The organism is Novosphingobium oxfordense (assembly GCF_044029435.1).
Classification (GTDB): domain Bacteria; phylum Pseudomonadota; class Alphaproteobacteria; order Sphingomonadales; family Sphingomonadaceae; genus Novosphingobium.
In genome coordinates this window covers 1,448,485-1,468,808 of record NZ_CP147008.1, presented here as the reverse complement: position 1 = coordinate 1,468,808, position 20,324 = coordinate 1,448,485, and the positions used below count along the sequence as shown (strand labels likewise).

Annotated in this window: 23 protein-coding genes; 11 read left to right on the top strand and 12 right to left on the bottom strand. The window is 60.7% G+C overall.

What is annotated here, in order from left to right:
- Positions 1 to 75: 75 nt before the first annotated feature.
- The 3 genes from WBP07_RS29310 to WBP07_RS29300 all read right to left on the bottom strand — a co-directional run bounded on the left by WBP07_RS29310 (position 76) and on the right by WBP07_RS29300 (position 2,317).
- On the bottom strand, positions 76 to 297 hold the full coding sequence (locus tag WBP07_RS29310; RefSeq protein WP_395396756.1) for a hypothetical protein: 222 nt from the start codon (positions 295 to 297) through the stop codon (positions 76 to 78).
- 165 nt (positions 298 to 462) lie between these two features.
- Positions 463 to 1,335, bottom strand: coding sequence for an SDR family NAD(P)-dependent oxidoreductase (locus WBP07_RS29305; RefSeq protein WP_395396755.1), 873 nt, complete (start codon positions 1,333 to 1,335; stop codon positions 463 to 465).
- Positions 1,336 to 1,417: 82 nt separating this feature from the next.
- Positions 1,418 to 2,317 carry a LysR family transcriptional regulator gene (locus WBP07_RS29300; protein WP_395396754.1) on the bottom strand — a complete coding sequence of 300 codons (900 nt, stop codon included), beginning with the start codon at positions 2,315 to 2,317 and terminating at the stop codon, positions 1,418 to 1,420.
- A 330-nt stretch (positions 2,318 to 2,647) separates the two neighbouring features.
- Between WBP07_RS29300 and WBP07_RS29295 the strand changes: the two genes are divergently transcribed.
- The 5 genes from WBP07_RS29295 (at position 2,648) to WBP07_RS29275 (ending at position 5,670) form a co-directional block, all read left to right on the top strand.
- Positions 2,648 to 3,241, top strand: a complete 594-nt coding sequence (locus WBP07_RS29295; RefSeq protein WP_395396753.1) for a hypothetical protein — start codon at positions 2,648 to 2,650, stop codon at positions 3,239 to 3,241.
- Positions 3,242 to 3,507: 266 nt separating this feature from the next.
- Positions 3,508 to 4,485 (top strand): GGDEF domain-containing protein, encoded by a 978-nt coding sequence (locus WBP07_RS29290; protein ID WP_395396752.1) that lies wholly within the window; start codon positions 3,508 to 3,510, stop codon positions 4,483 to 4,485.
- A 407-nt stretch (positions 4,486 to 4,892) separates the two neighbouring features.
- Positions 4,893 to 5,231 carry a DUF6481 family protein gene (locus WBP07_RS29285; protein WP_395396751.1) on the top strand — a complete coding sequence of 113 codons (339 nt, stop codon included), beginning with the start codon at positions 4,893 to 4,895 and terminating at the stop codon, positions 5,229 to 5,231.
- A gap of 65 nt (positions 5,232 to 5,296) precedes the next feature.
- Positions 5,297 to 5,488: a hypothetical protein gene (locus WBP07_RS29280; RefSeq protein WP_395396750.1), complete on the top strand. Its 192-nt coding sequence runs from the start codon at positions 5,297 to 5,299 to the stop codon at positions 5,486 to 5,488.
- Positions 5,485 to 5,670, top strand: a complete 186-nt coding sequence (locus WBP07_RS29275) for a hypothetical protein (RefSeq protein WP_395396749.1) — start codon at positions 5,485 to 5,487, stop codon at positions 5,668 to 5,670. Before WBP07_RS29280 ends, WBP07_RS29275 begins: the two co-directional genes overlap by 4 nt.
- Before the next feature lie 397 nt (positions 5,671 to 6,067).
- Here WBP07_RS29275 and WBP07_RS29270 read toward each other — a convergent pair whose 3' ends face one another.
- On the bottom strand, positions 6,068 to 7,114 hold the full coding sequence (locus WBP07_RS29270) for a Rieske 2Fe-2S domain-containing protein (RefSeq protein WP_395396748.1): 1,047 nt from the start codon (positions 7,112 to 7,114) through the stop codon (positions 6,068 to 6,070).
- A gap of 96 nt (positions 7,115 to 7,210) precedes the next feature.
- Here WBP07_RS29270 and WBP07_RS29265 point away from each other — a divergent pair, with 96 nt between their 5' ends.
- Entirely contained in the window at positions 7,211 to 8,146 is a 936-nt protein-coding gene (locus WBP07_RS29265) for a LysR family transcriptional regulator (protein ID WP_395396747.1), read from the top strand.
- 9 nt (positions 8,147 to 8,155) lie between these two features.
- Here the strand turns inward: WBP07_RS29265 and WBP07_RS29260 are convergent, their stop codons facing one another.
- Complete coding sequence (locus WBP07_RS29260; RefSeq protein ID WP_395396746.1) at positions 8,156 to 8,797, bottom strand: TetR/AcrR family transcriptional regulator; 642 nt, start codon at positions 8,795 to 8,797, stop codon at positions 8,156 to 8,158.
- A gap of 166 nt (positions 8,798 to 8,963) precedes the next feature.
- On the opposite strand from WBP07_RS29260, the gene WBP07_RS29255 reads away from it, so the two are divergent.
- The 4 genes from WBP07_RS29255 to WBP07_RS29240 all read left to right on the top strand — a co-directional run bounded on the left by WBP07_RS29255 (position 8,964) and on the right by WBP07_RS29240 (position 15,064).
- Complete coding sequence (locus WBP07_RS29255; protein ID WP_395396745.1) at positions 8,964 to 11,306, top strand: TonB-dependent receptor; 2,343 nt, start codon at positions 8,964 to 8,966, stop codon at positions 11,304 to 11,306.
- Positions 11,307 to 11,317: 11 nt separating this feature from the next.
- Positions 11,318 to 12,661: a glycoside hydrolase family 1 protein gene (locus tag WBP07_RS29250; protein ID WP_395396743.1), complete on the top strand. Its 1,344-nt coding sequence runs from the start codon at positions 11,318 to 11,320 to the stop codon at positions 12,659 to 12,661.
- A gap of 30 nt (positions 12,662 to 12,691) precedes the next feature.
- On the top strand, positions 12,692 to 13,825 hold the full coding sequence (locus WBP07_RS29245) for a nucleoside hydrolase (RefSeq protein ID WP_395396742.1): 1,134 nt from the start codon (positions 12,692 to 12,694) through the stop codon (positions 13,823 to 13,825).
- 486 nt (positions 13,826 to 14,311) lie between these two features.
- Positions 14,312 to 15,064 carry a class I SAM-dependent methyltransferase gene (locus tag WBP07_RS29240; RefSeq protein WP_395396741.1) on the top strand — a complete coding sequence of 251 codons (753 nt, stop codon included), beginning with the start codon at positions 14,312 to 14,314 and terminating at the stop codon, positions 15,062 to 15,064.
- A gap of 41 nt (positions 15,065 to 15,105) precedes the next feature.
- Here the strand turns inward: WBP07_RS29240 and WBP07_RS29235 are convergent, their stop codons facing one another.
- Positions 15,106 to 15,750, bottom strand: a complete 645-nt coding sequence (locus tag WBP07_RS29235) for a flavin reductase family protein (RefSeq protein ID WP_395396740.1) — start codon at positions 15,748 to 15,750, stop codon at positions 15,106 to 15,108.
- 183 nt (positions 15,751 to 15,933) lie between these two features.
- Here WBP07_RS29235 and WBP07_RS29230 point away from each other — a divergent pair, with 183 nt between their 5' ends.
- Positions 15,934 to 16,203, top strand: a complete 270-nt coding sequence (locus WBP07_RS29230) for a hypothetical protein (RefSeq protein ID WP_395396739.1) — start codon at positions 15,934 to 15,936, stop codon at positions 16,201 to 16,203.
- Positions 16,204 to 16,370: 167 nt separating this feature from the next.
- On the opposite strand, the gene WBP07_RS29225 is transcribed toward WBP07_RS29230, so the two are convergent.
- The 6 genes from WBP07_RS29225 to WBP07_RS29200 all read right to left on the bottom strand — a co-directional run bounded on the left by WBP07_RS29225 (position 16,371) and on the right by WBP07_RS29200 (position 19,818).
- Positions 16,371 to 16,781 (bottom strand): nuclear transport factor 2 family protein, encoded by a 411-nt coding sequence (locus WBP07_RS29225; RefSeq protein ID WP_395396738.1) that lies wholly within the window; start codon positions 16,779 to 16,781, stop codon positions 16,371 to 16,373.
- A 213-nt stretch (positions 16,782 to 16,994) separates the two neighbouring features.
- On the bottom strand, positions 16,995 to 17,129 hold the full coding sequence (locus WBP07_RS29220; RefSeq protein ID WP_395396737.1) for a hypothetical protein: 135 nt from the start codon (positions 17,127 to 17,129) through the stop codon (positions 16,995 to 16,997).
- 66 nt (positions 17,130 to 17,195) lie between these two features.
- On the bottom strand, positions 17,196 to 18,038 hold the full coding sequence (locus tag WBP07_RS29215; RefSeq protein WP_395396736.1) for an alpha/beta fold hydrolase: 843 nt from the start codon (positions 18,036 to 18,038) through the stop codon (positions 17,196 to 17,198).
- 404 nt (positions 18,039 to 18,442) lie between these two features.
- The gene (locus WBP07_RS29210; RefSeq protein ID WP_395396735.1) at positions 18,443 to 18,616 is read right to left on the bottom strand and encodes a hypothetical protein; all 174 of its coding nucleotides are present in this window, start codon (positions 18,614 to 18,616) and stop codon (positions 18,443 to 18,445) included.
- A gap of 159 nt (positions 18,617 to 18,775) precedes the next feature.
- The gene (locus tag WBP07_RS29205) at positions 18,776 to 19,357 is read right to left on the bottom strand and encodes a TetR/AcrR family transcriptional regulator (RefSeq protein WP_395396734.1); all 582 of its coding nucleotides are present in this window, start codon (positions 19,355 to 19,357) and stop codon (positions 18,776 to 18,778) included.
- On the bottom strand, positions 19,354 to 19,818 hold the full coding sequence (locus tag WBP07_RS29200; protein ID WP_395398270.1) for a DUF1348 family protein: 465 nt from the start codon (positions 19,816 to 19,818) through the stop codon (positions 19,354 to 19,356). The genes WBP07_RS29205 and WBP07_RS29200 overlap by 4 nt, the downstream gene beginning before the upstream one ends.
- Positions 19,819 to 20,324 lie beyond the last annotated feature (506 nt).

Here is a 20,324-nt window from a genome sequence, read left to right as displayed (position 1 = left end):
GGACTTTTCATACGTTGACGGGAGCTATCCATGCTCGGCAGGACGGCGCGGATCGCCACCCTGCCGAGCCAGACGTCAGATCCAGGTGCGCCCGTCCACTCCGCCACAGCCGTAGGGCGGCAATTGCCCCGCAAACCTGGCTTTCAGCTGATGGCAACCCCAGGTTCGCAGCGGGCCGGGCATGTATCCATTGAGAGCAATGCCCACTTCATCGTACGGGCTCTCCGCCCGGGCGACGTACATGTACCAGCGTCCGCCGAACATGACCGTGATCGCGATCAGAACCACGACCAACACTTGAACTACCTTCCGAATTTCAATTCTCCTCACGTGTGCGAATGGCCCATCCGGCCAAGCCGCCGACAGCAGGTCGTCAACGAAGCTCGTTCTTGCGCGGCGGTTACTCCAGACCAGGCATTCCCGAAACTCAATTATGCTGACAAAGTATTATTTTACATAAACTTACGGATTGTCACGCGGCTCCGGACAATCTGCGGCGATGCGCGGCCATGCCATTGCCACATCCTCGGGTGTCGTAGCTGTTACCGCGTTCAGGTCGCGCGGATAGGCGACGCCTTCCGCTTCCCGCGCCTGCGTGGCGATAAACTGCCCATTCGCGGCGCGCAGAACCCACCCGGTGGCGGTGCAGCCGGGCGAGACGAGATAGAGCGCGCCGGAAGCGACGTCATCGGGCCGCAGTTCATCGGGTTCCCCTTCCACACCCCACATGCGGGTCTTGGCTACGGGCGAGATGGCATTGACGGCGATACCGTGCGGCCGGCCCTCATGGGCCAGCACATTGGCGATGCCGACCACAGCCATCTTGGCCGCGCCGTAGGAAGCGAGCCCCTCCAGCGCATACTGCGAATAGATGGCGCGATCGGAAGTGGTGAGCAAGATACGTCCGAACCCCGCTTCACGCATGGTCGGCCAGGCAGCCTGCACCAGCCATAGCGCTGCATCGACACCGATCTGCATCATTCGCGTGTGGAAATCTGGCTCCAGTTCTTCGATCGACTGGTAGCCCACCCAACCCGCATTGTGGATCAGGATATCCAGCCGGCCGTGAGCGCGGATCACCTCCGCCACCACATCGTGGCAGGCATGGCGGCTCGCCGTGTCGCCCGTGGCGGCGAAGACCGCGCCACCTGCTTGCCTGAGCGTTTGCGCCGCCATTTCAGCAACCGATGGATCCCGGCCTGAACCGTCCATGAGAGTACCGCTGTCCTGAATGATGACGGTCGCCCCGCGCACGGCGAGTCCCTTGGCATAAGCAAAACCCAGGCCCCGCCCCGCACCGGTCACCAAAGCCACTCGTCCGGAAAAATCGATCATGCCACCTCTCCTTCGCAGCGCAGATGGAAGGCCGATGCGGTCCGGTCCAATATCGATGACAGGACGCCGTGATAGGTGCAGACTATTGAAGCAGGGCCGCCTCCAGTCGGGCGGTCGCCGCGGAAACGGCGCCGTCGCGGCGACAGAGCAGAAGATCGAAGCGCGCACTCGCTCCGGCAATCGGGAAATACGCGATCTCGCCGGCGCGCACTTGGCGCATGCTCGCCGGTACGATCGCTACGCCGGCCTCCACCGCGACCAGCGAGAGCACGGCATGCATGCTGTGCGCTTCCTGCTCCACTTGCGGCGCGAAGCCCTGCTCTTCACACAAGCTGACGACCTGGTCGTGAAATCCCGGCCCTTCGGTTCGCGGCCAGCATACGAAGGGCTCGTGCGTCAGCCTGGCGACATCCACTGTGTCCTCCCTCGCCATCGGATGACCGGCCGGCAGGGCGATGGCCAGCCTGTCCTCGTCGAAGACGGCGGTGCTCAACCCGGCAAGATCGAACAGCGGCGGAACCACGATCCCGAGATCGAGCGTACCTTCGCGCAGCGCCCTGACCTGGGCGACCGTGGTCATCTCGTGCAGGTCCACCCGCAGATCGGGGCAAGCCCTGCGAAACGCGCGAAGAGCTGCGGGCAAACGCCCGTACATCGCACTGCCGACATAACCGAGCCGCACTTTGCCGCGCTTGCCCTCTGCCGTGTCGCGCGTGAGCGCCAGTGCCTCTTCGGCAGCCCGCATCAGCCGCTTGGCCTGCTCCAACATGACCAGACCTGCAGGCGTAAGGCGCACGGTCTTCCTGCCACGCTCGATCAGCGTGGCCCCCACTTCGTCCTCCAGCCTCCGGATGGCCGCCGTCAGCGGCGGCTGCGACATGCCGAGCCGAATAGCCGCCCGTGTGAAATGCAATTCCTCTGCGACGGCAACGAACTGGCGCAGCAGGCGCAAATCCATTCGGGGCGGTTCATACTCTGTCATGCCCGCCCACCATCCTTTCCTCGAACATTCGGACGCGATATTCGGCGCGTGGCGGATTGGCGATCGTGCAATCGCGGAGTGGGATCATTCATTGTTTTCCAACGGCCGTCGAACGGGAGCCGCCTGCATTTTGGCTCTTCACCATCTAAGACGCCCTCCTTTAAGGCCACCGATCCTTCAGGGACTGCGGGACCCCGGGATGCTGGAGTCCGGCAAGTTTGATCATCGCGTCTCAAATAACGCGAAAAGCGGGCTACGCCATGCGGCCAATACTAATAACCTTATGAATATGACGGAACTTTTATAGCGGCAGTGGTTGCCTGTCCGAGCATGTCGGTGCAATGCGTCGTATTTCATGGACAAATTACGCCACCGGCCTGTCCTAAGTCGGATCGGCGCTGCGACAGGATTTTCAGCATGTTTCAGAGCCGAGCCCGCCCCCTATCGATCCTCGCGGGGCTTGCAGCTTTTGGAGCGCTCGCTTCAGCTGCCAATGCCGCTCCTCTCACGACTTTGGCGCGCCCAAGCGAGGAACAGATTCATAATCTCGAAAAGGCGCTTGGCTCGGCTCCGCCCCCGTTGAAGTCGGATGTTGCGGCTGCGCTACCGACGCTGCGCCCCTTCGTCGTTACCCTTATGTGCGTTCAGGACGATCGAGCCACGCAAGGCTTGGTCCAGAAATTCGTGGGATCGCGCGGTACCACCATGTTCAATGGATGGGCCGGTGCAAACTCACCGGCCAAGCGCATCCGAAGCCACGACATGGGCGGCTGCCTTTCCGTCACACGCATCCAAAACTGGAAGCGCACCGCGGCAAACCAATTCTCCTTCGACATCTTGTTCACCGCGGACGACAGTGGCGAAAGCTACCTCTGGAACACCATCGTCCACAAGGAACCTGACGGCAGCTGGCTGATCGCCTGACGCTGGCGACCGCTCTGCGCGCTTGATCGGCACGCGGCATCGCGCAACATCGCATGCCGGTTATAGCCGTCCGAGCCGCAGACAATGCAGTCCTTCCAGGGCTCGAACGGCCTGCATGAAGCAGGCCGGTCATTGATCCTGCGCGTCATGGCCCCTGGCCCGTTCGACGATTAGGTTAACCATATAGAAATCTGCAGGCTAGCAGTTAAGGAGTGTGACGCGCCCCGCGCTAATGCCGCTGAACGATCGTAAGGGACCAATCCTCAATGAATCCGACCAAGGCTGCCAATGAGCCAGTAAGCGCCACGATGCCGGAGATGGAAGTCGATCCGGCGGTATATAAGACTTTGCTGGAATCGACCTTGGCTATTCCCTGGAAGATCGACTGGGCGACGATGCGGTTCGCCTACATAGGTCCACAGATCGCGCCGCTCCTTGGTTGGTCGCAGGATAGCTGGATATCTGTCGAAGATTGGGCCTCCCGGATCCACCCCGAGGACCGCGATCATGTCGTCAATTTTTGCGTCTCGCAGTCGATCGCAGGCAAGGATCACGAAGCGGACTATCGCGCGTTGACCAAGGACGACGGCTATGTGTGGATCCGTGATGTGGTGCATGTGGTGCGCAGGGAGGACGGTGAGGTCGAGAGCCTTATCGGCTTCATGTTCGACATCAGCGAGCGCAAACGCATCGAGCATGAGCTGGTGAAAATGCAGAAGAAGCTTGAGGCTCTCTCGTTCGAGGATGGTCTGACCGGAACGTCCAACCGGCGCCACTACGATGAACGGCTTCAAGCGGAGTGGAAAGGTGCTCAGGCCGCCCAGCACCCCCTATCCCTGATCCTGCTCGATATCGACCACTTCAAGAACTACAACGACTTCTATGGCCACATTCAAGGCGACGAATGTCTGGTCAAGGTAGCCAGCGCGCTGAAGGATATCTGCGCGCGTCCGCGAGACATCGTCGCTCGTTATGGCGGCGAGGAGTTCGTCCTCCTTCTCCCGGAAACAACCGAAGCTGAAGCGGCTGTGTTTGCAGAACGATGCCGCGCCGCGATCGAGAGCCTGCATATCCGCCACGAAAGGTCTAGCACCAGTACCGTCGTGACCGCGAGTGTCGGAGTTGGGACAGTCATCCCGCCTTTTGAAAGTAACGCACTCCATTTCTGCGATGCAGTCGACAAGTTGCTCTATGCGGCCAAGCAGGAAGGAAGGAATCAGGTCAGATCAACATTCTCGGCATGAGCCCGGCTGGCCAGGATAACCGTTGCCTAAGTGCAGGGAATTTTCTTCCAAGCTCAAGGCTAATGCCGGCAGGTGGCCCACAGCCCCCTGATAGGCCAATGGAACGGGAATCGCGGGTTGCAGCCATCGGCGTCCAGTCCGGGAAACGGCGTGAGTTGGGGGACATCGCCCACAAAGCGGCCGCAGATCACCCGATCTCGCATCCTTGAATTCTACCGTCCGTTCAGCGTGCAACGAGCTACCCTGAACAATCGGATGGAAGACAATTCCCGCATTCGTGCCACGCAATCCGGGCAACGTTGAGAACCCGGAGGTTCTTTGCTATTGGAGCCCACCTCAACGCAAAGCACCGCGGTGCCCTTTGGGCATGCGGCGTGCCATAGATTTCGAACGTCCAAGGATAAACATTGTCTTCCTACAAAGCCCCCTCTTTTCAAGACCGTATTGCCGCAGCCGGATCGGCCAAACAAAAGGCTCTGGATGCACTCAAGGCCAAGCCGCCTATTGACGCAGCCGTGATGGCAGAGCGACTCCGGGTGCAGGAAGCACGGGATCAGGCCGCTGCAATCAAGCGCGCCGCCAAGCTTGAGGCTATTGCGTTAGCCAAAGCGGAAAAGGCAGAACGCAAAGCCGCCGCTGAAGCCGCAGCAGCACTCAAAGCCGCTAGGCTGACACCCGCCGGCGCCGCCGAAATGAAGGCAGCACGGGATGCGCGCTACGCTGCACGCAAAGCTCGAAAGAAATAGTGGAGTTCGGCGAGACAGCCCAAGCTGCTCGACGCCTGAGAATACACCCTAATTCTGGAGACATCATGGCTGACCTATATCAGAAAGCATTAGAGTCGGAACGCAGAAGCCTATGGGCCGAATGCAGGCTGAAGGGTTTGGCAAAAGATACGCCGGCGCACATCAGAATTGCGGAATTGGACCGGCTGCTTGCGCAGCATAAAACCAAGAAGGTTGGCACATCAGATGCGCCTGGCTCCGGTGCAAAAACGCCATGAATGGTTACGTCAAATTCGAAACGCCTGATGGCGATATTCTCGCCATCAATGCGGATCGCGTCAGTTTTGTTCGACGTTATCGAGGTACAGATCAAGCCAGCGCCATCAATTTCGAAAAAGGGCATTATGTCGTCGTAAAGGGCGACCTCGAAACGGTGATGCAAGAACTTGCCGGTGCGTGATTTGCTCAATTTCGCCGACATAGCGGCCGTAGACCGCCTCATCTCGGTTCCATGATAGCGGCCTGCGGTTCACCGAGTAGCGGATGAACCTGAACGACTTGGGGTGGGACAAACGCGTCGTTGGCGACCATGCCTGGGAGCGCCGGGTTCCGGTCAATGCAGCCGCTCGTGAGTGCGAGTTGGCCGCCCCAGGAACGGGCAAGACTGGCCGCGAAAAGACTCGCCGGTTTCAGGCAGGAACGTCAGTTCGCCGCCCTTTCCGCTCCCAGCATTAAGGAAAATCGCTACCGGTTGCCCCCATGGCCGCCAAGGACGAGCTGTTTGGGCCAGAGTGGGCGTAACGCCTTGAGCCGGAAATGAGATCGGCACGATGAACTCACCGGGATCGGCTCATCGGTTATCTCGATTCGAGCGCGCCGGACATTTCCTCATTTTGCAGCCTGGCGATAAGTTGCCGGGTGTGACGGCCACCCACATCGCTGGCGATGTCGATCATGGCATGGCCGGGATCGGCGGAGATGCGCAGTTGCTGCAATTCCAGAACCTCCTGATCCTCCCGGAAAGTACGTGCGGTTTGCTCGAACACCTCGTCGGGCACACCATTGTCCAGGATGTTGGTCGCCATCGACCAGAAATAGTGCGTAGTCGTCTCCGTCTCCGGCGTGATGCCGTGGAACCCGCGCATCGAGAAACCATGGTCGCGCCGCCCTTCAAAGGCGCCGGTCCCAGCGTCGCAGGCCCCGGTGTGGATGCGGATCAGCAAGGGTTCGAACTCGATCTCCTGCCAGCGATCGATCCTACCCGTGAAACCCGCCGCATCGACATAAGTGGGTGGCGGCACTGAATCCGGCATGTGGCGCACCACGCGCACGCCGTTGGGCAGCTTTTCGGATCGAGTTCTGGTGCTGAAATGCAGCTCCGGATTGCCGCCGATGGTGTTGGCATGGATGTAGGGCAGATGTGACAGATCCATGAGGTTGTCGACCAGCAGTTGCCAGTTTCCGTTCACAGGGAAATGCGCGCTGCGCCAAGCATAGACCGGGTCTTCATGGATCGGATAATCGGGCACCAGCGCGGGATCGGCCCGGTGCGCGTCACCCATCCAGATCCACAGCAGACCCTGCCGTTCGACCAGCGGATAGGCCCGTATCCGCGCCGTGTCGGGCACGCGATCCTGCGCTGGGATCCGCGTGCAACGGCCGTTGCCGCCGAATTCCAGGCCATGGTAGGGGCAGCGGATAACCGCACCGTCGACAACTCCCGCGGACAGCGGCATGGCGCGATGGATGCAGCGATCCTCCAGCGCCGAGACGACGCCGTCCGCCGAACGCCAGAGTACCACTTGCTGATCCAGGAACGTGCGCCCCACCCGCTCGCCCGGTGCCAGATCGCTGCTCCATCCCGCGACATACCACAGGTCCTTCAGATAGGATGCGCCAGCCATCATTCTCTCCTCTTATGCACGCAGCCTAGCGACGGGAGGGTTGATCGGCAGGAGTGTTTGTTCTGATATGGGTTATCAGCTTTATGGATAACCTGGATGGACTATCGCCGCTTCGACCTCAACCTGCTGGTGGTGCTCGACACGCTTCTTGAGGAGCGCGGCGTGAACGCCACGGCGAGGCGCCTCGGCATGAGCCAACCCAATGTCAGCTTCGCGCTCACCAAGCTGCGCGCGCGGTTCGATGACGCCCTGCTGGTACGGGAAGGCAATACGATGCAGCCCACGGCGCTGGCGGAAACCCTGCGCGATCCGCTGCGACGGATGCTGACCACGCTGGAGGGAGAGATCCTGGCCGAACGCGCGTTCGATCCCGCACGTGCGGAGCGTCGCTTCGTCATCAGCACGTCGGACATCGGAGAACTGGTCTTCCTGCCGCGCCTGATGGCGGAACTGGCCCTTCGCGCTCCGGGAGTGACACTAGAATCACGTTCGATGACGCCGATAGAACTGGAGCGTGCCATGGTTGACGGAGCGGTCGATTTGGCGCTGGGCTACTTTCCCGACCTTGGTGGCACGAATTTTCTGACGCAGAAGCTGTTCGACCATCCTTTCACCTGCATCGCGCGGCACGACCATGCCGAAGCCGTGCCCGGATGGTCGCTCGATACCTTTCTGGCGCTCGGCCACATCGTGGTGGCACAACGTGGACGCAGCCAGGAACTGTTTGAGGCCAATCTTGCACGGCAGGGCTACAAGCGGCGCATCCAGTTACAATCACCCCATTTCATGAGCGTGCCACTGCTTGCGGCTGGATCCGATCTGGTCAGCACCGTTCCATCCGCCGTTGGCGCGATTTTCGCCACGATGGCTCCGCTGCGCCTGATCGATCCACCGCTGCCTTCACCGATGATCAACATCCAGCAATTCTGGCATCGCCGGGTGCATGACGATCCGGCCGGCCAATGGCTGCGCGGACTGATCGCGGAACTGTTCCTTGGCCGGGATCCCTCGCCCGAAAGCCCGATCCACTAGCGGCAGGTGTCAGGGCTTCTCCTTGCCGAGAGCGGCCAATGGCACCATCGTACCATCGGGCGCGGCAAGCTTCAGCAGTTGCGAGAGCAATGCGATCGCCGCCTCATTCTCCTCACGGTGCGGCAGGTAGCGTTCGGCGATCGAAAGTCCACGCACCGACCAGACCATCAGCCGCATGACCGAACGCGCGAGAACTTCGTTACCACCGAAAGCGCCCTGCATGACCTGCAGCGCCGATCGCTCGACAGCTTCCTGCATTGGTACCACTGAGGCTGCCAGTTCGGCATCGCTGCGCGTCGCCTGCAGGATTTCCAGCACAGCCAGGCCAGAGGGGCGCCCCAGCACCGACCAGAGTAGTTTCGGCCAATCGTCCAGCCGGTCTCCCAGGCCAGTTGCCAAGCGGGTTTCCTCGTATTCGGCCATCTCGCCTTCGAAGACGTGGCGTACAACTTCGGCCATCAGCGCGGCGCGGGTTCCGAAATGGTGGAGCATGGCACCGCGCGATACGCCGGCGCGTTCGGCGATAGTTGCGGTGTTCGTGCCAGTGTAGCCCATCTCGTGAATGGCGGAGATCGCCGCCTCTATAAGCGCGAGACGCGTTTGCGCGGTGCGCTCCTCCTGCGTGCGGCGCTGCTTCGGGGTGACTGCCATCTGTTTCCTGTTCTCGCCGTGCGTCCTGTCGATCCGACCATCGGGTATCCAACCGGAAAACCGATAGCCAGCGATTAAAAACATTCATGCTTGACTGGATGTATGATCGATCCGTATCCCGCCGGTCAAGCGCCGAACAATCGGCGCACCCAATGGGAGGGAATTCATGTGCAGGACCATTCTCCTTGTCGGCGCGAGCCTGATCGCCGTGACAAACCCCGCTTTCGCGCAAGCGGATGCACGAGCAGAAGCGGCTGAGCCGACCACAGCGACAGATGGCGGCATTCCTGAAATCGTCGTCAGCGCGCAGCGCCGTGTGGAGCGGCTTCAGGACGTGCCGGTCAGCGTCACCGCTCTGGGCGCGGACGCGTTGAAATCGCGCAACCTGAACGACCTCAGCCAGGTTGCTCTGGCCGCGCCCAGCCTTCAGGTCGGCAATGACAACACATTCGCTGTGCGCGGCGTCGGCACGCAGGCGTTCGCGACGACGATCGATTCCAGCGTTGCCACTGCACTGGACGATGTAAATCTGGGCCGACCTTTCCTGGCGCAAGGTCTGTTCAACGATGTGGAGCGGGTAGAGGTGCTGAACGGCCCGCAAGGCCTGCTGTTTGGCAAGAACGCCTCTGCAGGTCTGCTCAATGTCGTGTCCGCGCGGCCGAAGCTGGGCGTGCTGGGTGGCGAGACCAGTCTGGAACTGGACAACCGGGATACGCCGGGCAGCGATGCCGCATCATGGTCGGTGATCGCCCGGCAAACCGTGAACGTGCCGATCGGTGATAACGGCGCGCTGCGCATCAACGGCACTTATTCCTATGAAGAGCCAGGCACCACGTTCGTTGGCAACCGGGACGTGCGCAACGACCTCAATCGCGAGCAGTACGGTGTTCGCGCCAAGTATCTTCAGGAGCTGACGCCAGCGCTGGAACTCTACGTCATCGGCGAATATGCCGAATCCCACGGCATTGCGGGAATTTACGACCGGACTTACCGCTCGCTGGGCGATGGCAGCGGCAATGCCGCGCCGCTTGCCGCTTCGGGCATCGTGCCGGGTGACGACAACTTCACGTTCGCGGGCGATGGCGGCTACTGGCGCGACCTCAAGCTGGGCGGCGCGCAGGCCTCGCTCGCCTGGACGAGCCCTGGCGGCGTGGTCGTCAGCAATATCGCCGCGTGGAAGTTCTACAACTACGACGCGCAGCTCGATACCGATTTCACCAACAGCAACGGCGCCAACCGCAACTGGTCGCATGCCGATTACGACCAGTTCTCGAACGAGCTGCGCGTGGCACTGCCTTCGGAAAACAGGCTTTCGGGACAGGCAGGGCTCTACTACTTCCATTCACGCATCGCGCAGGAAGGACAGATCGCGGGCAACAATTACCTGCCGGCGTTCCTGCTCCCCAACTATCCGTTCTGCGTCGGCGGCACTACGGCGACGGGCTGCACGAGCAGCAACAGCTACTTCCTTGGTCGCGACAATACCTATCGCATGACCACCAACAGCTACGCCGCCTTCGGCCAGCTTACTTATGCGGTGACCGATGCGCTGAAGCTGTTTGCGGGCGGCCGCGTCACCCGGGACGAGATCGGCATCGATCTCGTGCAGATCCAGGATGCCTACTTCGTTCCGCTGGGCGTACCGGGCAGCTTCGACCAGTCCTACAACCACACCAACTTCAGCTGGCGCGCGGGCGGGCAATATCAGGTGACGCCGGATGCTATGGTCTATGCCTCATACGGCCGCGGCTACAAGGGCCCGGGCTTCAACGATACTGCCGCCTCGGCCGATGCGGACCTGCTGGTGCGCGGCGAAACGTCCAACACGGCCGAGATCGGCTTCAAGACAAGCTGGTTCAACCGTCGCCTGATCTTCAATCTTTCCGCCTTCCACACGAAGTTCGACAACTATCAGGTTCAGTCGCTCGACACCGCCTTGCAGGCCTTCGTGGTGCAGAACGCAGCTTCCGTGACCAGCAAGGGTATCGAGGTGACGGTCAACGCCAGCCCGGTCCATGGCCTGACGATCAACGGGTCCGCCACGCTGCTGAATTCAAAGTTCGGCGATTTCGACGGCGCCGAATGCTACCCGGGCCAGCCTGAATCCAGCTGCGCGGCAACCGGGTCGTTCAACGCCAAGGGTTCGCGCACGCCCACGGCACCGAAATTCGCATCCTCTCTCCAGGCGATCTACGAATTCGACACAGGTAGCACGGTCCATCCATTCATCGAAGGCAACTGGTATCATCGCTCGCCGATCAACTACCTGATCAACCAGGCACCCGGCGCTCAGGTTCCGACGATCGACCTGATCGGGGCAAGCGCTGGTGTGCGGATGGACAACGGTATCCGCATCGCGGTGTTCTGCAAGAACTGCACGAAGCAATACAACCCGAATTTCATTGGCCTCGACGCCGGAGACGCCACGCAAGGCATCGCCAGCTATAATCAGCAGTTCGGCTTCGATTCCGTCCGCACCATCGGTGCCAGCGTACAGTTCCGGTTCTGAGGAGGGCGGGCGTGGTCGAAGACATGAGCCGCCGCACGGTCTTGCAAGCGGCGGGCGCGGGCCTTGCCATGGCCGCCGCATCGCCTTTGCTGGCGGTGCCGGGCGGGAGCGCATCAGGAACGATGCCCCGCAAGCTCCGAAGCGACTTTCTCTGGGGCGCGGCGACGGCGGGGCATCAGGTGGAAGGCGGCAACGTCAACGCCGACAGCTGGGTAATGGAGCATCTGTCACCCAGCGCCTTTGCCGAACCTTCAGGCGATGCCTGCGACAGCTGGAACCGCTGGCGCGAGGATATCGATCTTGTGAAGCGCATGGGCCTCAACACCTATCGCTTCGGCATCGAATGGTCGCGGATAGAGCCGGAACGCGGCGAATGGTCGCGCGCCGCACTGGCGCACTATCGCGCGATGCTCGACTATTGCGCTGCACTTGGGCTGCGAGCGTTTGTTACCTTCTCTCACTTCACCGCGCCGCGCTGGTTTGCCGGGCTGGGCGGATGGGAAAAGGCCGCCAATGTCGAGCACTTCGTGCGTTTCTGCGAAACGGCAGCGCGAGCGCTTGGGCCGAATTATGCCCACGCACTAACCTTCAACGAACCGAATCTCGCCGCGCAGCTTTCCTGGCAGCCCGAGTTTCGCCAGACCATGGCCTATTTTTCCGCAGCCAACCGTATGGCGGCGAACCGGATCGGATCGGCCCGCTTCTCGGCCACGCCAACGTTCGACATTGCCCGGGCTCTGCCCAACCAGATCGCGGCGCACCATCGCGCCTACGACGCGATCAAGGCGATCCGGCCCGACCTTCAGCTAGGCCTGAGTCTGACGCTGGCGGACGAGCAGGCCGCGCCCGGCGACAGTGCGCGGGACCACAAGATTGCGGAAGTCTACCAACCGTGGTTCGAAGCCGTGTCGCGTGACGATTTCGTGGGCGTGCAGACTTACGGTCGCGCCGTAGTTGGCGCCTCGCTCGACCTGCCACCTCCGCCCGGTGCGGAACTGACGCAGACCGGGATGGAGTTCTGGCCCGAAGCTCTCGGGGCGACCGTGAAGTGGGCGGCCAAGGAGACAGGACGTCCGATCATTGTCACCGAGAACGGCGTAGCCACTGCGGACGACACTCGCCGCATAACCTATATTGATCGCGCACTGGCCGGCCTGGCGCGAGCGATGGACGAAGGCGCGGACGTGCAGGGTTACATACACTGGTCGCTGCTGGACAACTTCGAATGGAACCGCGCCTACACCGCGCAGTTCGGACTCGCTTCGGTCGATCGGCAAACCTTCGCGCGCCAGCTCAAACCCAGCGGCCTGCATTTGGGCGGCTACGCGCGGGAAAATAAAATTCCATCAGGTTAATGCGTCGAACAGAATCCATAGGTTTGTGCTATGGAACTGCTAAAATTCGATATTTTACCTCAACGCAAAAACCGCAGACGGTACCGCACAAAGGGCTCAGGAAAGTTGAAGATGAGAGTGGGTTTGGATCGTCGCGGATTTGTAGAAGCGGTAGCGGCGTATGCCGCCATGTTGGCGATCCCTTCTAACGCCCGAACTGACGCAATCGGGCAGCCATTGCTGGCACGGCTCATCCTTGACAATGATTTCGCTGGAGATCCCGATGGTCTTTTCCAGCTCGCCCATCATGTGTTGTGCAATTCGGTCAGGATTCCACTGATCGTGGGATCGCATTTGCCAGCCGCCTTCGGCAGTGGGCATGATGCTGCAGATTCAGCAATCGCTGCGCGCGACCTCCTGACGGTGATGGGCAAGGCGCAGGCGTTCACCGTAATCGCCGGATCAGAAGCACCGATCGCATCCCGCAGGACGTGGAAACCTGGCCCCGCAACTGCTGCAATCGTTCGGGAAGCCATGCGCGATGACGCGCAGGAACCGCTCATTTATGCCGCTGGCGCGGGACTGACGGAGTTGGCACTCGCCTGGTTGGCCGAACCCCGGATCGGAAAGCGTATCAAGCTGATCTGGATCGGCGGCACCCCCCATTCCGACCTTGGCGATCAGAGCCCAGCGCCCAGCGGGGCGGAGTTTAACTTTTCCATCGATCCGATCGCAGCGCAGGTCATCTTCAACGAATCCGACATCGAAATCTGGCAGGTCCCATCCAATGCATATGCGCAGATGCTGTTCGGCATGGGCGAGCTTGAGGAATTGGGAGCCTCGGGTCCGCTGGGGGCTTACCTCAAGGCCAAGGTGGATGCGCTCCCCTCGATGCTGGCCAAAATACCCGGGCTACCGCTACCTCCGGTTACGGACGCCTATGTGCTGGGCGACAGCCCTCTCGTGACGTTGACGGCCTTGGTACCTCCAATGCAACCGGACCCTACCTCCAGTCGATTCCGCTCAATTCCCACGCCTCGCCTACTGGACGATGGGAGTTATGCGGATAAACCGTCGGGCAGGCCTATGCGCGTCTACACACAGATCGACGCCGGAATGACCCTGCGGGACATGAGTGCCAGGTTTCGTCGTCATACCAATCTTGGCGCCTCGAGATTGAGATAATCGGTCCGATCACGAAGCCCACAACGCCGCGCGAGCAGCGAAACTGTGGCAGCCAAGAGCGGAAATTTACCGGGGGCAAGAGCATCGACATTTGCTTGGTCGCGCCCGCATCCAGCGCTGGCCGGGTCGGCGCCGCGCATCATCCACATCTGCGAGAATAGCTACTTCTGAAGGCAATCTGTCGGTCGACGGCAAGGATCGCATCGCCAGATTGGCCCTCTGTTTCCTCCGCCCGCAAAGCAGAAGTGGCGCGGCCCTTCACCTCATGGCTGCACTTCATTGCGGTGAAACGGCGGTGGGGATCCTCGTTTGCGATCGGGTCAACAGCGGGCCAACTTGACTGTTTAGGCGCGGGTCGGCGTATTGTAGCGATCGATCATTTTAGGCGGACTTTTCAATAACCGCTTTCTCAGCGATCCTCCGCATGTGATGGTAGTTGTTATCGATCTCCGTCCCGATCAATCCGTCGTCAAAAGGATCTGCGTCATGAACTTGTCCATGCGTTCCCTGCGATATTCCGTGCTCGCTACCGCTCTGATCTGTTCGCTGGCGCCGGCAACTGCGGCAACCTCCACCCCGGCAATCGAGCGCGCGCTGGCCGATCCCTCGCGCGCGGATCAAAAGGGAGACGACGCCCGGCGCAAGGCGGCCGAGGTTCTGGCGTTCTCCGAGGTAAAGAGCGGCGACAAGGTCGTCGATTTCTTTCCGGGCAGCGGCTACTGGACGCGCATCTTCACGGGGATCGTAGGAGAGAAGGGCCGCGTCTACGCGATCTGGCCGGCTTCGGCGGCAAAATACGCGACCGATACGCTACCGGCGTTGCAGGCCCGCAAATTGCCCAACGTCACGGCCGAGGTGCAGTCCTCCAACCTGCCAACGGTTCCCCAGCCCGTCGACCTGTTCTGGACCGTGCAGAACTATCACGATGTCGCCAACGAAGGCGGCGAGGAAGCGTTGAAGGCCTTCAACGCTGCCGTTTTCAAGTCTCTGAAGCCGGGCGGCACATATGTCGTCATAGACCACGCCGACGGCGCGGGAAGCGGGCTGAGCGGAACCTCAACCCGGCACCGGATCGAGAAGAGCGTGGTCGTTCGCCAGGTGGAAGCCGCCGGTTTCAAGCTCGTCGGGGAATCGCAGGTGCTCGCCAATCCGCAGGACGATCACTTGACCAAGGTCTTCGATCCCGCCATTCGCGGAAGGACCGATCAGTTCGTGCTGAAGTTCCGAAAGCCGCGCTGAACAGCGGGCCAGCGCCTTACCGCACGGGACCGTTTTTTGGGCTACCCGAAGGCGGCCTGGCCGGCGGACGGGCGCGTCATGTGAAATTCGTTTTCGGGCGTGATGGAAAAGTAGCTGGTCGGCCCGCCCGCTCTCAGGATCGGTTCCGCAAGAGCGGTCTGATAGACACCTTCGACGATGAATGCCGGGTCGATATGGACGCCGATCACTTCTCCCAGCACCAGCCAGCTCTCCGCCTTGCTGCCGTCCTTGCCCTGCAATTGAATGAGCTGGGTCAAGGCGCACTCGAAGGAAACCGGACTGTCGGCCACCCTCGGCGCCGTCACCAGCCGGCTGGGGGCTGCACGCAGCCCTGCAAGGTCGAATTCATCGACTTGGGGATCGACCGGCGCGCAGGACATGTTCATCTGCTCCGCCAGTCCCTTGGTGGCAAGGTTCCAGACGAAGGATCGGGTGGCCTCGATATTCGCGACTGTGTCCTTCCAGCCGATCGAAGAGAATCCGACGATCGGCGGACGGTAATTGAAGGCGTTGAAGAAGCTGTAGGGGGCAAGGTTGACCAGCCCTTCCGCCGATACGGACGATATCCAGCCGATGGGGCGCGGGCCCACGATGGCGTTGAAGGGATCGTGCGCCAGTCCGTGACCAAGCGCCGGCTCGTAGAAATGCCGGTTTTGCTGTTCCAAATCGCATGCTCCTAGCGGATCGGACACCGCGACGCCTGTCTATGGCCGGTGCGTTTCAGTTTCTGAAGCTATGCTGATCAGTTTGGTGTGCACATCTGTATCGTTCAATGGTTGAGCTTGGGGCCCCCGTGACAGGATTGCGGCCCCTTTCTTTCCTATGCTCTCAATGCACCGAAAGCTCATTTGACGCCTGCAACCGCCAACATAGCAAACGTAGAGAACCCCTGCACAGTCAGCCGGGACACGGCGAAAACCAACACTGCGGGCACTTTACCATCTCCACTGCCGACGCTGGAGCGCCTCAGTCCCTACCTGGTGCAACACCTTAAACTTGCCAACCCCGGCGATGCTTCCATCGAGATCAGCGGCACGTTCCAAGTGGGCGACGCCCCGTCCTTCGAAGAAGCTCTATGCGCAATGGTCGCGGCGGTGACGCAATCAAAAGCGCCTTAAGGCGCTCTCGCCGGTTAACGCCGACATCGTTGCCCTTCGGAGCAGAGCAGCGAATGGTACCGTTTCTTCAAATCCAGCCCATCACGGATTTTTGACGCCTCCAGAGCAGTGGTAGCTATCAGCGGAAAGCGAAGCTGGAGTGACGGAAAGGTCGGGCATTAGCCAGATCAGTCGCCGAAAACAGGTACGCCCTGCTTGAACCACGCACGCTTGATCTTGCCCGCTTCCAATTCGTAGATACCGATCACATCTAGGGTGCCTCGGCCCTGCGGAAAGTTGCGTGTTACGACTTCCCTATCCACGACCAAACCATCAACCGCAGTCCGGCTAACTAGGTGAGCAAACAGATCCGGCTCATTGAAACGCTCGATGTGCCGGGTGCGAATTTCCTCTGCGCCCTTGGCGATACGGTCCGATGGCCAAGCATAAACCTCCGCATCGTTTGCCCAGCAGGCCATGAACCCATCGATGTCGCGCGCGTTATATGCGTCGAGTTGGCGCCTTACGACTTCTGCTTCCTCGAAAGATTGTGCATCAATTCCCAACTCGAAATTCCCTTTCACACGCTCCTGTCGCATGGACGGCAATCGATTAATCCAACGTGGAATTTGCGCAATGCCAGCGGGACCGGATTGGCGACTCACGCGTCCAAAGCGTTGAATAGCTGCAATGACCGGTCTCACCGATAGCGGCCGGTCATCTGTCGAGCTGAAGATGCCCGGCTTTAGGGCGAGAGCCGGCGTGCACTCCCATCCTTTGCGGCGAGTATAGCGAATTCCAGGCGAGCTGCCTCAGGCCGGGGAAATCGGATCGCTGGCCGGAAACGTCTCTTCCAGCGCCTCGTCGAGCAACTCTTCCTGGTGCGCAGCATTGGCAGCCTGTTCGTATGACGGTGGCAAGGCGCAATTTTCATTTGGTTGGGCCATTGCGATATCCTTTCTTGCATTCCGTGCCGGGGGCCGGCTCTCAGCGCAGCCCCCGGCAATGGTCGATCAGCCCTGCACAAAGGCGAGCAAATCGGGGTTGATCATGTCGGCGTTCACGGTGAGCATACCGTGCGAGAAGCCTGCGTAGATTTTCAGCGTGGCGCTGGGCAGGATCTCAGCCTGCAGCACGCCTGCGTTCTTGTAGGGTACGACCTGATCATCATCGCCATGCAGGACGAGCGTCGGGACGGTGATTGCCTTCAGATCGTTGGTCTGGTCGGTTTCGGAGAAGGCCTTGATGCCCTCGTAATGGGCCTTGGCGCTGCCCATCATGCCCTGACGCCACCAGTTATCGATAACCGCTTCCTGCACTTTGGCGCCGTCGCGGTTGAAACCGTAGAACGGGCCGGCGGCAACGTCGTGGAAGAACTGAGCGCGATTGGCGGCGAGGCCAGCACGCAGGCCGTCGAACACCTCGATCGGGAGCCCGCCGGGATAGCGATCGGTCTTCAGCATGATCGGCGGCACGGCGCTGACCAACACAACCTTTGCGACGCGGCCCTGCGGGATGCCATAGCGCGCAACATAGGCCGCCACTTCGCCTCCGCCGGTCGAGTGACCGATATGGACGGCATTGCGCAGGTTCAGGTGCTCCATCACCGCTGCGGCGTCGGCGGCGTAGTGGTCCATGTCGTGCCCATCACTGACCTGTTCGGAACGGCCATGGCCACGGCGGTCATGGGCAACGACGCGGTAGCCCTTCGACAGGAAATAGAGCATCTGTGTGTCCCAGTCGTCCGACGAGAGAGGCCAGCCATGGTGGAATACAATTGGCTGGGCGTCCTTCGAGCCCCAATCCTTGTAGAAAATCTCGGTGCCGTCTTTGGTCGTGACAAATCCATTGCTCATGATTGTTTCTCCGTTGGAGGTAAGGTGAGATGTGGTGCGAGCGGCGACTGCGCCCGGTAGCCAGGGCAAGGTGGCTGCAACCGCCCCGCTCACGAGGACGCTTCGCCGCGAAAAATTGCACTGCGTGTTTGGCATGCAGGTGTCCTGTCTGCGTGTTCTGGGTTCGTTGAACAGGAGCCGGCTCGGTCGGTGATCCGTGAGGGCTCCCTGGAAAAACTCTGGGAATGAAGCTGAAAGATGCTTGGACACGCTCAGCCCGATCGGCGGCTTGGAAGGAGGTCGGACTGAGCTTGCCAAGGCCCCTCTTCTAAGGGAGGGGTTGAGCCCACGGTGGGCGGGGGCGGCCACCTGTACGGTGTGAACGGGGGGCAGTGGCAGATTGAGTAGGGTCGGGGCTGAGCTGCTCAGGTATCTCCCCCCGGTCGGCCCTGAAACGCCCGGTTCGTGATCAGCCCTGCTGCGGCGATCGCACCGCCGGTTATCCCGGCGACATTCGATGCCACAATGACAGGCTGAAACTCGTCAGCCATGCGGCTCAGCCACTTCCTGATTGCGGGTACGTGGTTGCCAATGGTCATGGGCATGTCCTCGTGTAAGGATGTCGGTTTGGCAGTGCCCAGCATTCGCGCGCCACCAGCTCGCGCTGAGGGGCTAACCGCAGATGCGATTAGTCTGTCCGGCAGACATCATTTTGGGAGCTGGAATGAACCGCCCGGGAGCCGAGCGGTTAGGAGGCCTCAGCCGTAGCGACCGATCGCATCGAGCAAGGACGATTGGAGGCGGCGAACGATCCGTAGAAAGCTCTCTTCCTCGCCAAGCGCCCGCGCCAGCACGATTGCACCCTGTATTCCAGAAACCGCCTCTTCGGCGAGATCCAAGGCCAACGCTGGCGGAACCTTCCCCACTTCAAGGCAGTGGACCAGGGCCGAAATCCAGCGAGCGAAGTATTCCTTCACTTTGACGGAGAATGTCTCGCCAGCGGAGTTCAGCCCAAGGCATCCAACGACGCATACTCTTCGTCCGGAGCGAAAATACGCAGTCACGTCATCAAACATGGCCGTGACAGCCGCCGCCGGATCCACAACATGCTCCAATGGTGAGAAAATCGCTTCGGCGAACCAGCCATCGATATTCTCAAGGACAGCTTCCATCATCTCTTCCTTCCCACCAGGAAAGAAGTTGTAGAGGCTGCCTTTGCCAAGGCCGGTCGCCTTTGACAGAGCCGCCAGGCTCGCGCCCTCGAAACCATGCTCGCGAAATGCTTCCGCCAATGCCGGCAGCGCACTTTCGCGATCAGTGAGGGCGCGCTTGGAACTCACAGGCCGAGGTCGCTCAGCGAGGGGTGATCATCCGGACGGCGGCCGAGAGGCCAGTGGAACAGGCGCTCCGATTCCTTGATCGGCATCTCGTTGATGCTGGCGTGGCGGTTCGACATCAGTCCGTCTTCGGCGAAGAGCCAGTTTTCGTTTCCATAGGCGCGGAACCATTGTCCGGCGTCATCGCGATACTCGTAGGCATAGCGCACGGCAATACGGTTGCCGGTGAAGGCCCACAGTTCCTTGATGAGCCGGTATTCGTGCTCCTTGTTCCACTTGCGCTCCAGAAAGGCTTGAGCCTGTTCGCGGTTGGTCGAGAACTCGACCCGGTTACGCCAGCGCGTGTCGAGGGTGTACGCAAGGGCGACCTTGGCTGCATCGCGCGTGTTCCAGCCATCTTCGGCCAGACGAACCTTCTCGACAGCAGTTTCGTGGGTGAAGGGGGGGAGAGGAGGACGGGACATTTCAGTTCCTTTCGTGATGTAAATGGTCTTGGCGAGAGCCGAGGCCGCGAGAAGCGCAGAAGGAAGGGCAACGATGAAGGAGCGGCGATGCATGTAATTTCCGTAGAAGGTCCGCTGCCTTGTACCGATCGGTACAACCTTTGACCGATCGGTACAAGTGCTTTTTTTGACCTTTTATCGACACCCTTCCCGATCGACGGACGGCGCTGCATTTTTTGAAGTTTAAGGTATGGAAGCGCGCGCCGCGGTATAGCTCTGCGATGGGAGAGCACCCCGCCGACGCATTGCCCACTGGTAACCACGTAGAAAGCGGGCAGACCAAGCGAGACGCAGAGCATCAACAGCGGCAGGATACAGCGAAAGCAGACGCTCAAGCGGCAGTTGCGGAATGGCTTGAACGGGGGCGGAACAGGACGATCCCGCAGTCAGTTTTGGACGGGAGATAGCCTGTCCTAGCGGCACGAATTCAATCGTTTCGCATACCCTGCCATTCCCACTACACCGAA

Excerpts from the sequence above, each read along its gene's own strand:
- WBP07_RS29305 (WP_395396755.1), bottom strand. The coding sequence starts at position 1,335 with ATGATCGATTTTTCCGGACGAGTGGCTTTGGTGACCGGTGCGGGGCGG.
- WBP07_RS29300 (WP_395396754.1), bottom strand. The coding sequence starts at position 2,317 with ATGACAGAGTATGAACCGCCCCGAATGGATTTGCGCCTGCTGCGCCAG.
- WBP07_RS29295 (WP_395396753.1), top strand. The coding sequence starts at position 2,648 with ATGTCGGTGCAATGCGTCGTATTTCATGGACAAATTACGCCACCGGCC.
- WBP07_RS29290 (WP_395396752.1), top strand. The coding sequence starts at position 3,508 with ATGAATCCGACCAAGGCTGCCAATGAGCCAGTAAGCGCCACGATGCCG.
- WBP07_RS29280 (WP_395396750.1), top strand. The coding sequence starts at position 5,297 with ATGGCTGACCTATATCAGAAAGCATTAGAGTCGGAACGCAGAAGCCTA.
- WBP07_RS29275 (WP_395396749.1), top strand. The coding sequence starts at position 5,485 with ATGAATGGTTACGTCAAATTCGAAACGCCTGATGGCGATATTCTCGCC.
- WBP07_RS29270 (WP_395396748.1), bottom strand. The coding sequence starts at position 7,114 with ATGGCTGGCGCATCCTATCTGAAGGACCTGTGGTATGTCGCGGGATGG.
- WBP07_RS29265 (WP_395396747.1), top strand. The coding sequence starts at position 7,211 with ATGGACTATCGCCGCTTCGACCTCAACCTGCTGGTGGTGCTCGACACG.
- WBP07_RS29260 (WP_395396746.1), bottom strand. The coding sequence starts at position 8,797 with ATGGCAGTCACCCCGAAGCAGCGCCGCACGCAGGAGGAGCGCACCGCG.
- WBP07_RS29255 (WP_395396745.1), top strand. The coding sequence starts at position 8,964 with ATGTGCAGGACCATTCTCCTTGTCGGCGCGAGCCTGATCGCCGTGACA.
- WBP07_RS29245 (WP_395396742.1), top strand. The coding sequence starts at position 12,692 with ATGGAACTGCTAAAATTCGATATTTTACCTCAACGCAAAAACCGCAGA.
- WBP07_RS29240 (WP_395396741.1), top strand. The coding sequence starts at position 14,312 with ATGAACTTGTCCATGCGTTCCCTGCGATATTCCGTGCTCGCTACCGCT.
- WBP07_RS29225 (WP_395396738.1), bottom strand. The coding sequence starts at position 16,781 with ATGCGACAGGAGCGTGTGAAAGGGAATTTCGAGTTGGGAATTGATGCA.
- WBP07_RS29220 (WP_395396737.1), bottom strand. The coding sequence starts at position 17,129 with ATGGCCCAACCAAATGAAAATTGCGCCTTGCCACCGTCATACGAACAG.
- WBP07_RS29215 (WP_395396736.1), bottom strand. The coding sequence starts at position 18,038 with ATGAGCAATGGATTTGTCACGACCAAAGACGGCACCGAGATTTTCTAC.
- WBP07_RS29210 (WP_395396735.1), bottom strand. The coding sequence starts at position 18,616 with ATGACCATTGGCAACCACGTACCCGCAATCAGGAAGTGGCTGAGCCGC.
- WBP07_RS29200 (WP_395398270.1), bottom strand. The coding sequence starts at position 19,818 with ATGTCCCGTCCTCCTCTCCCCCCCTTCACCCACGAAACTGCTGTCGAG.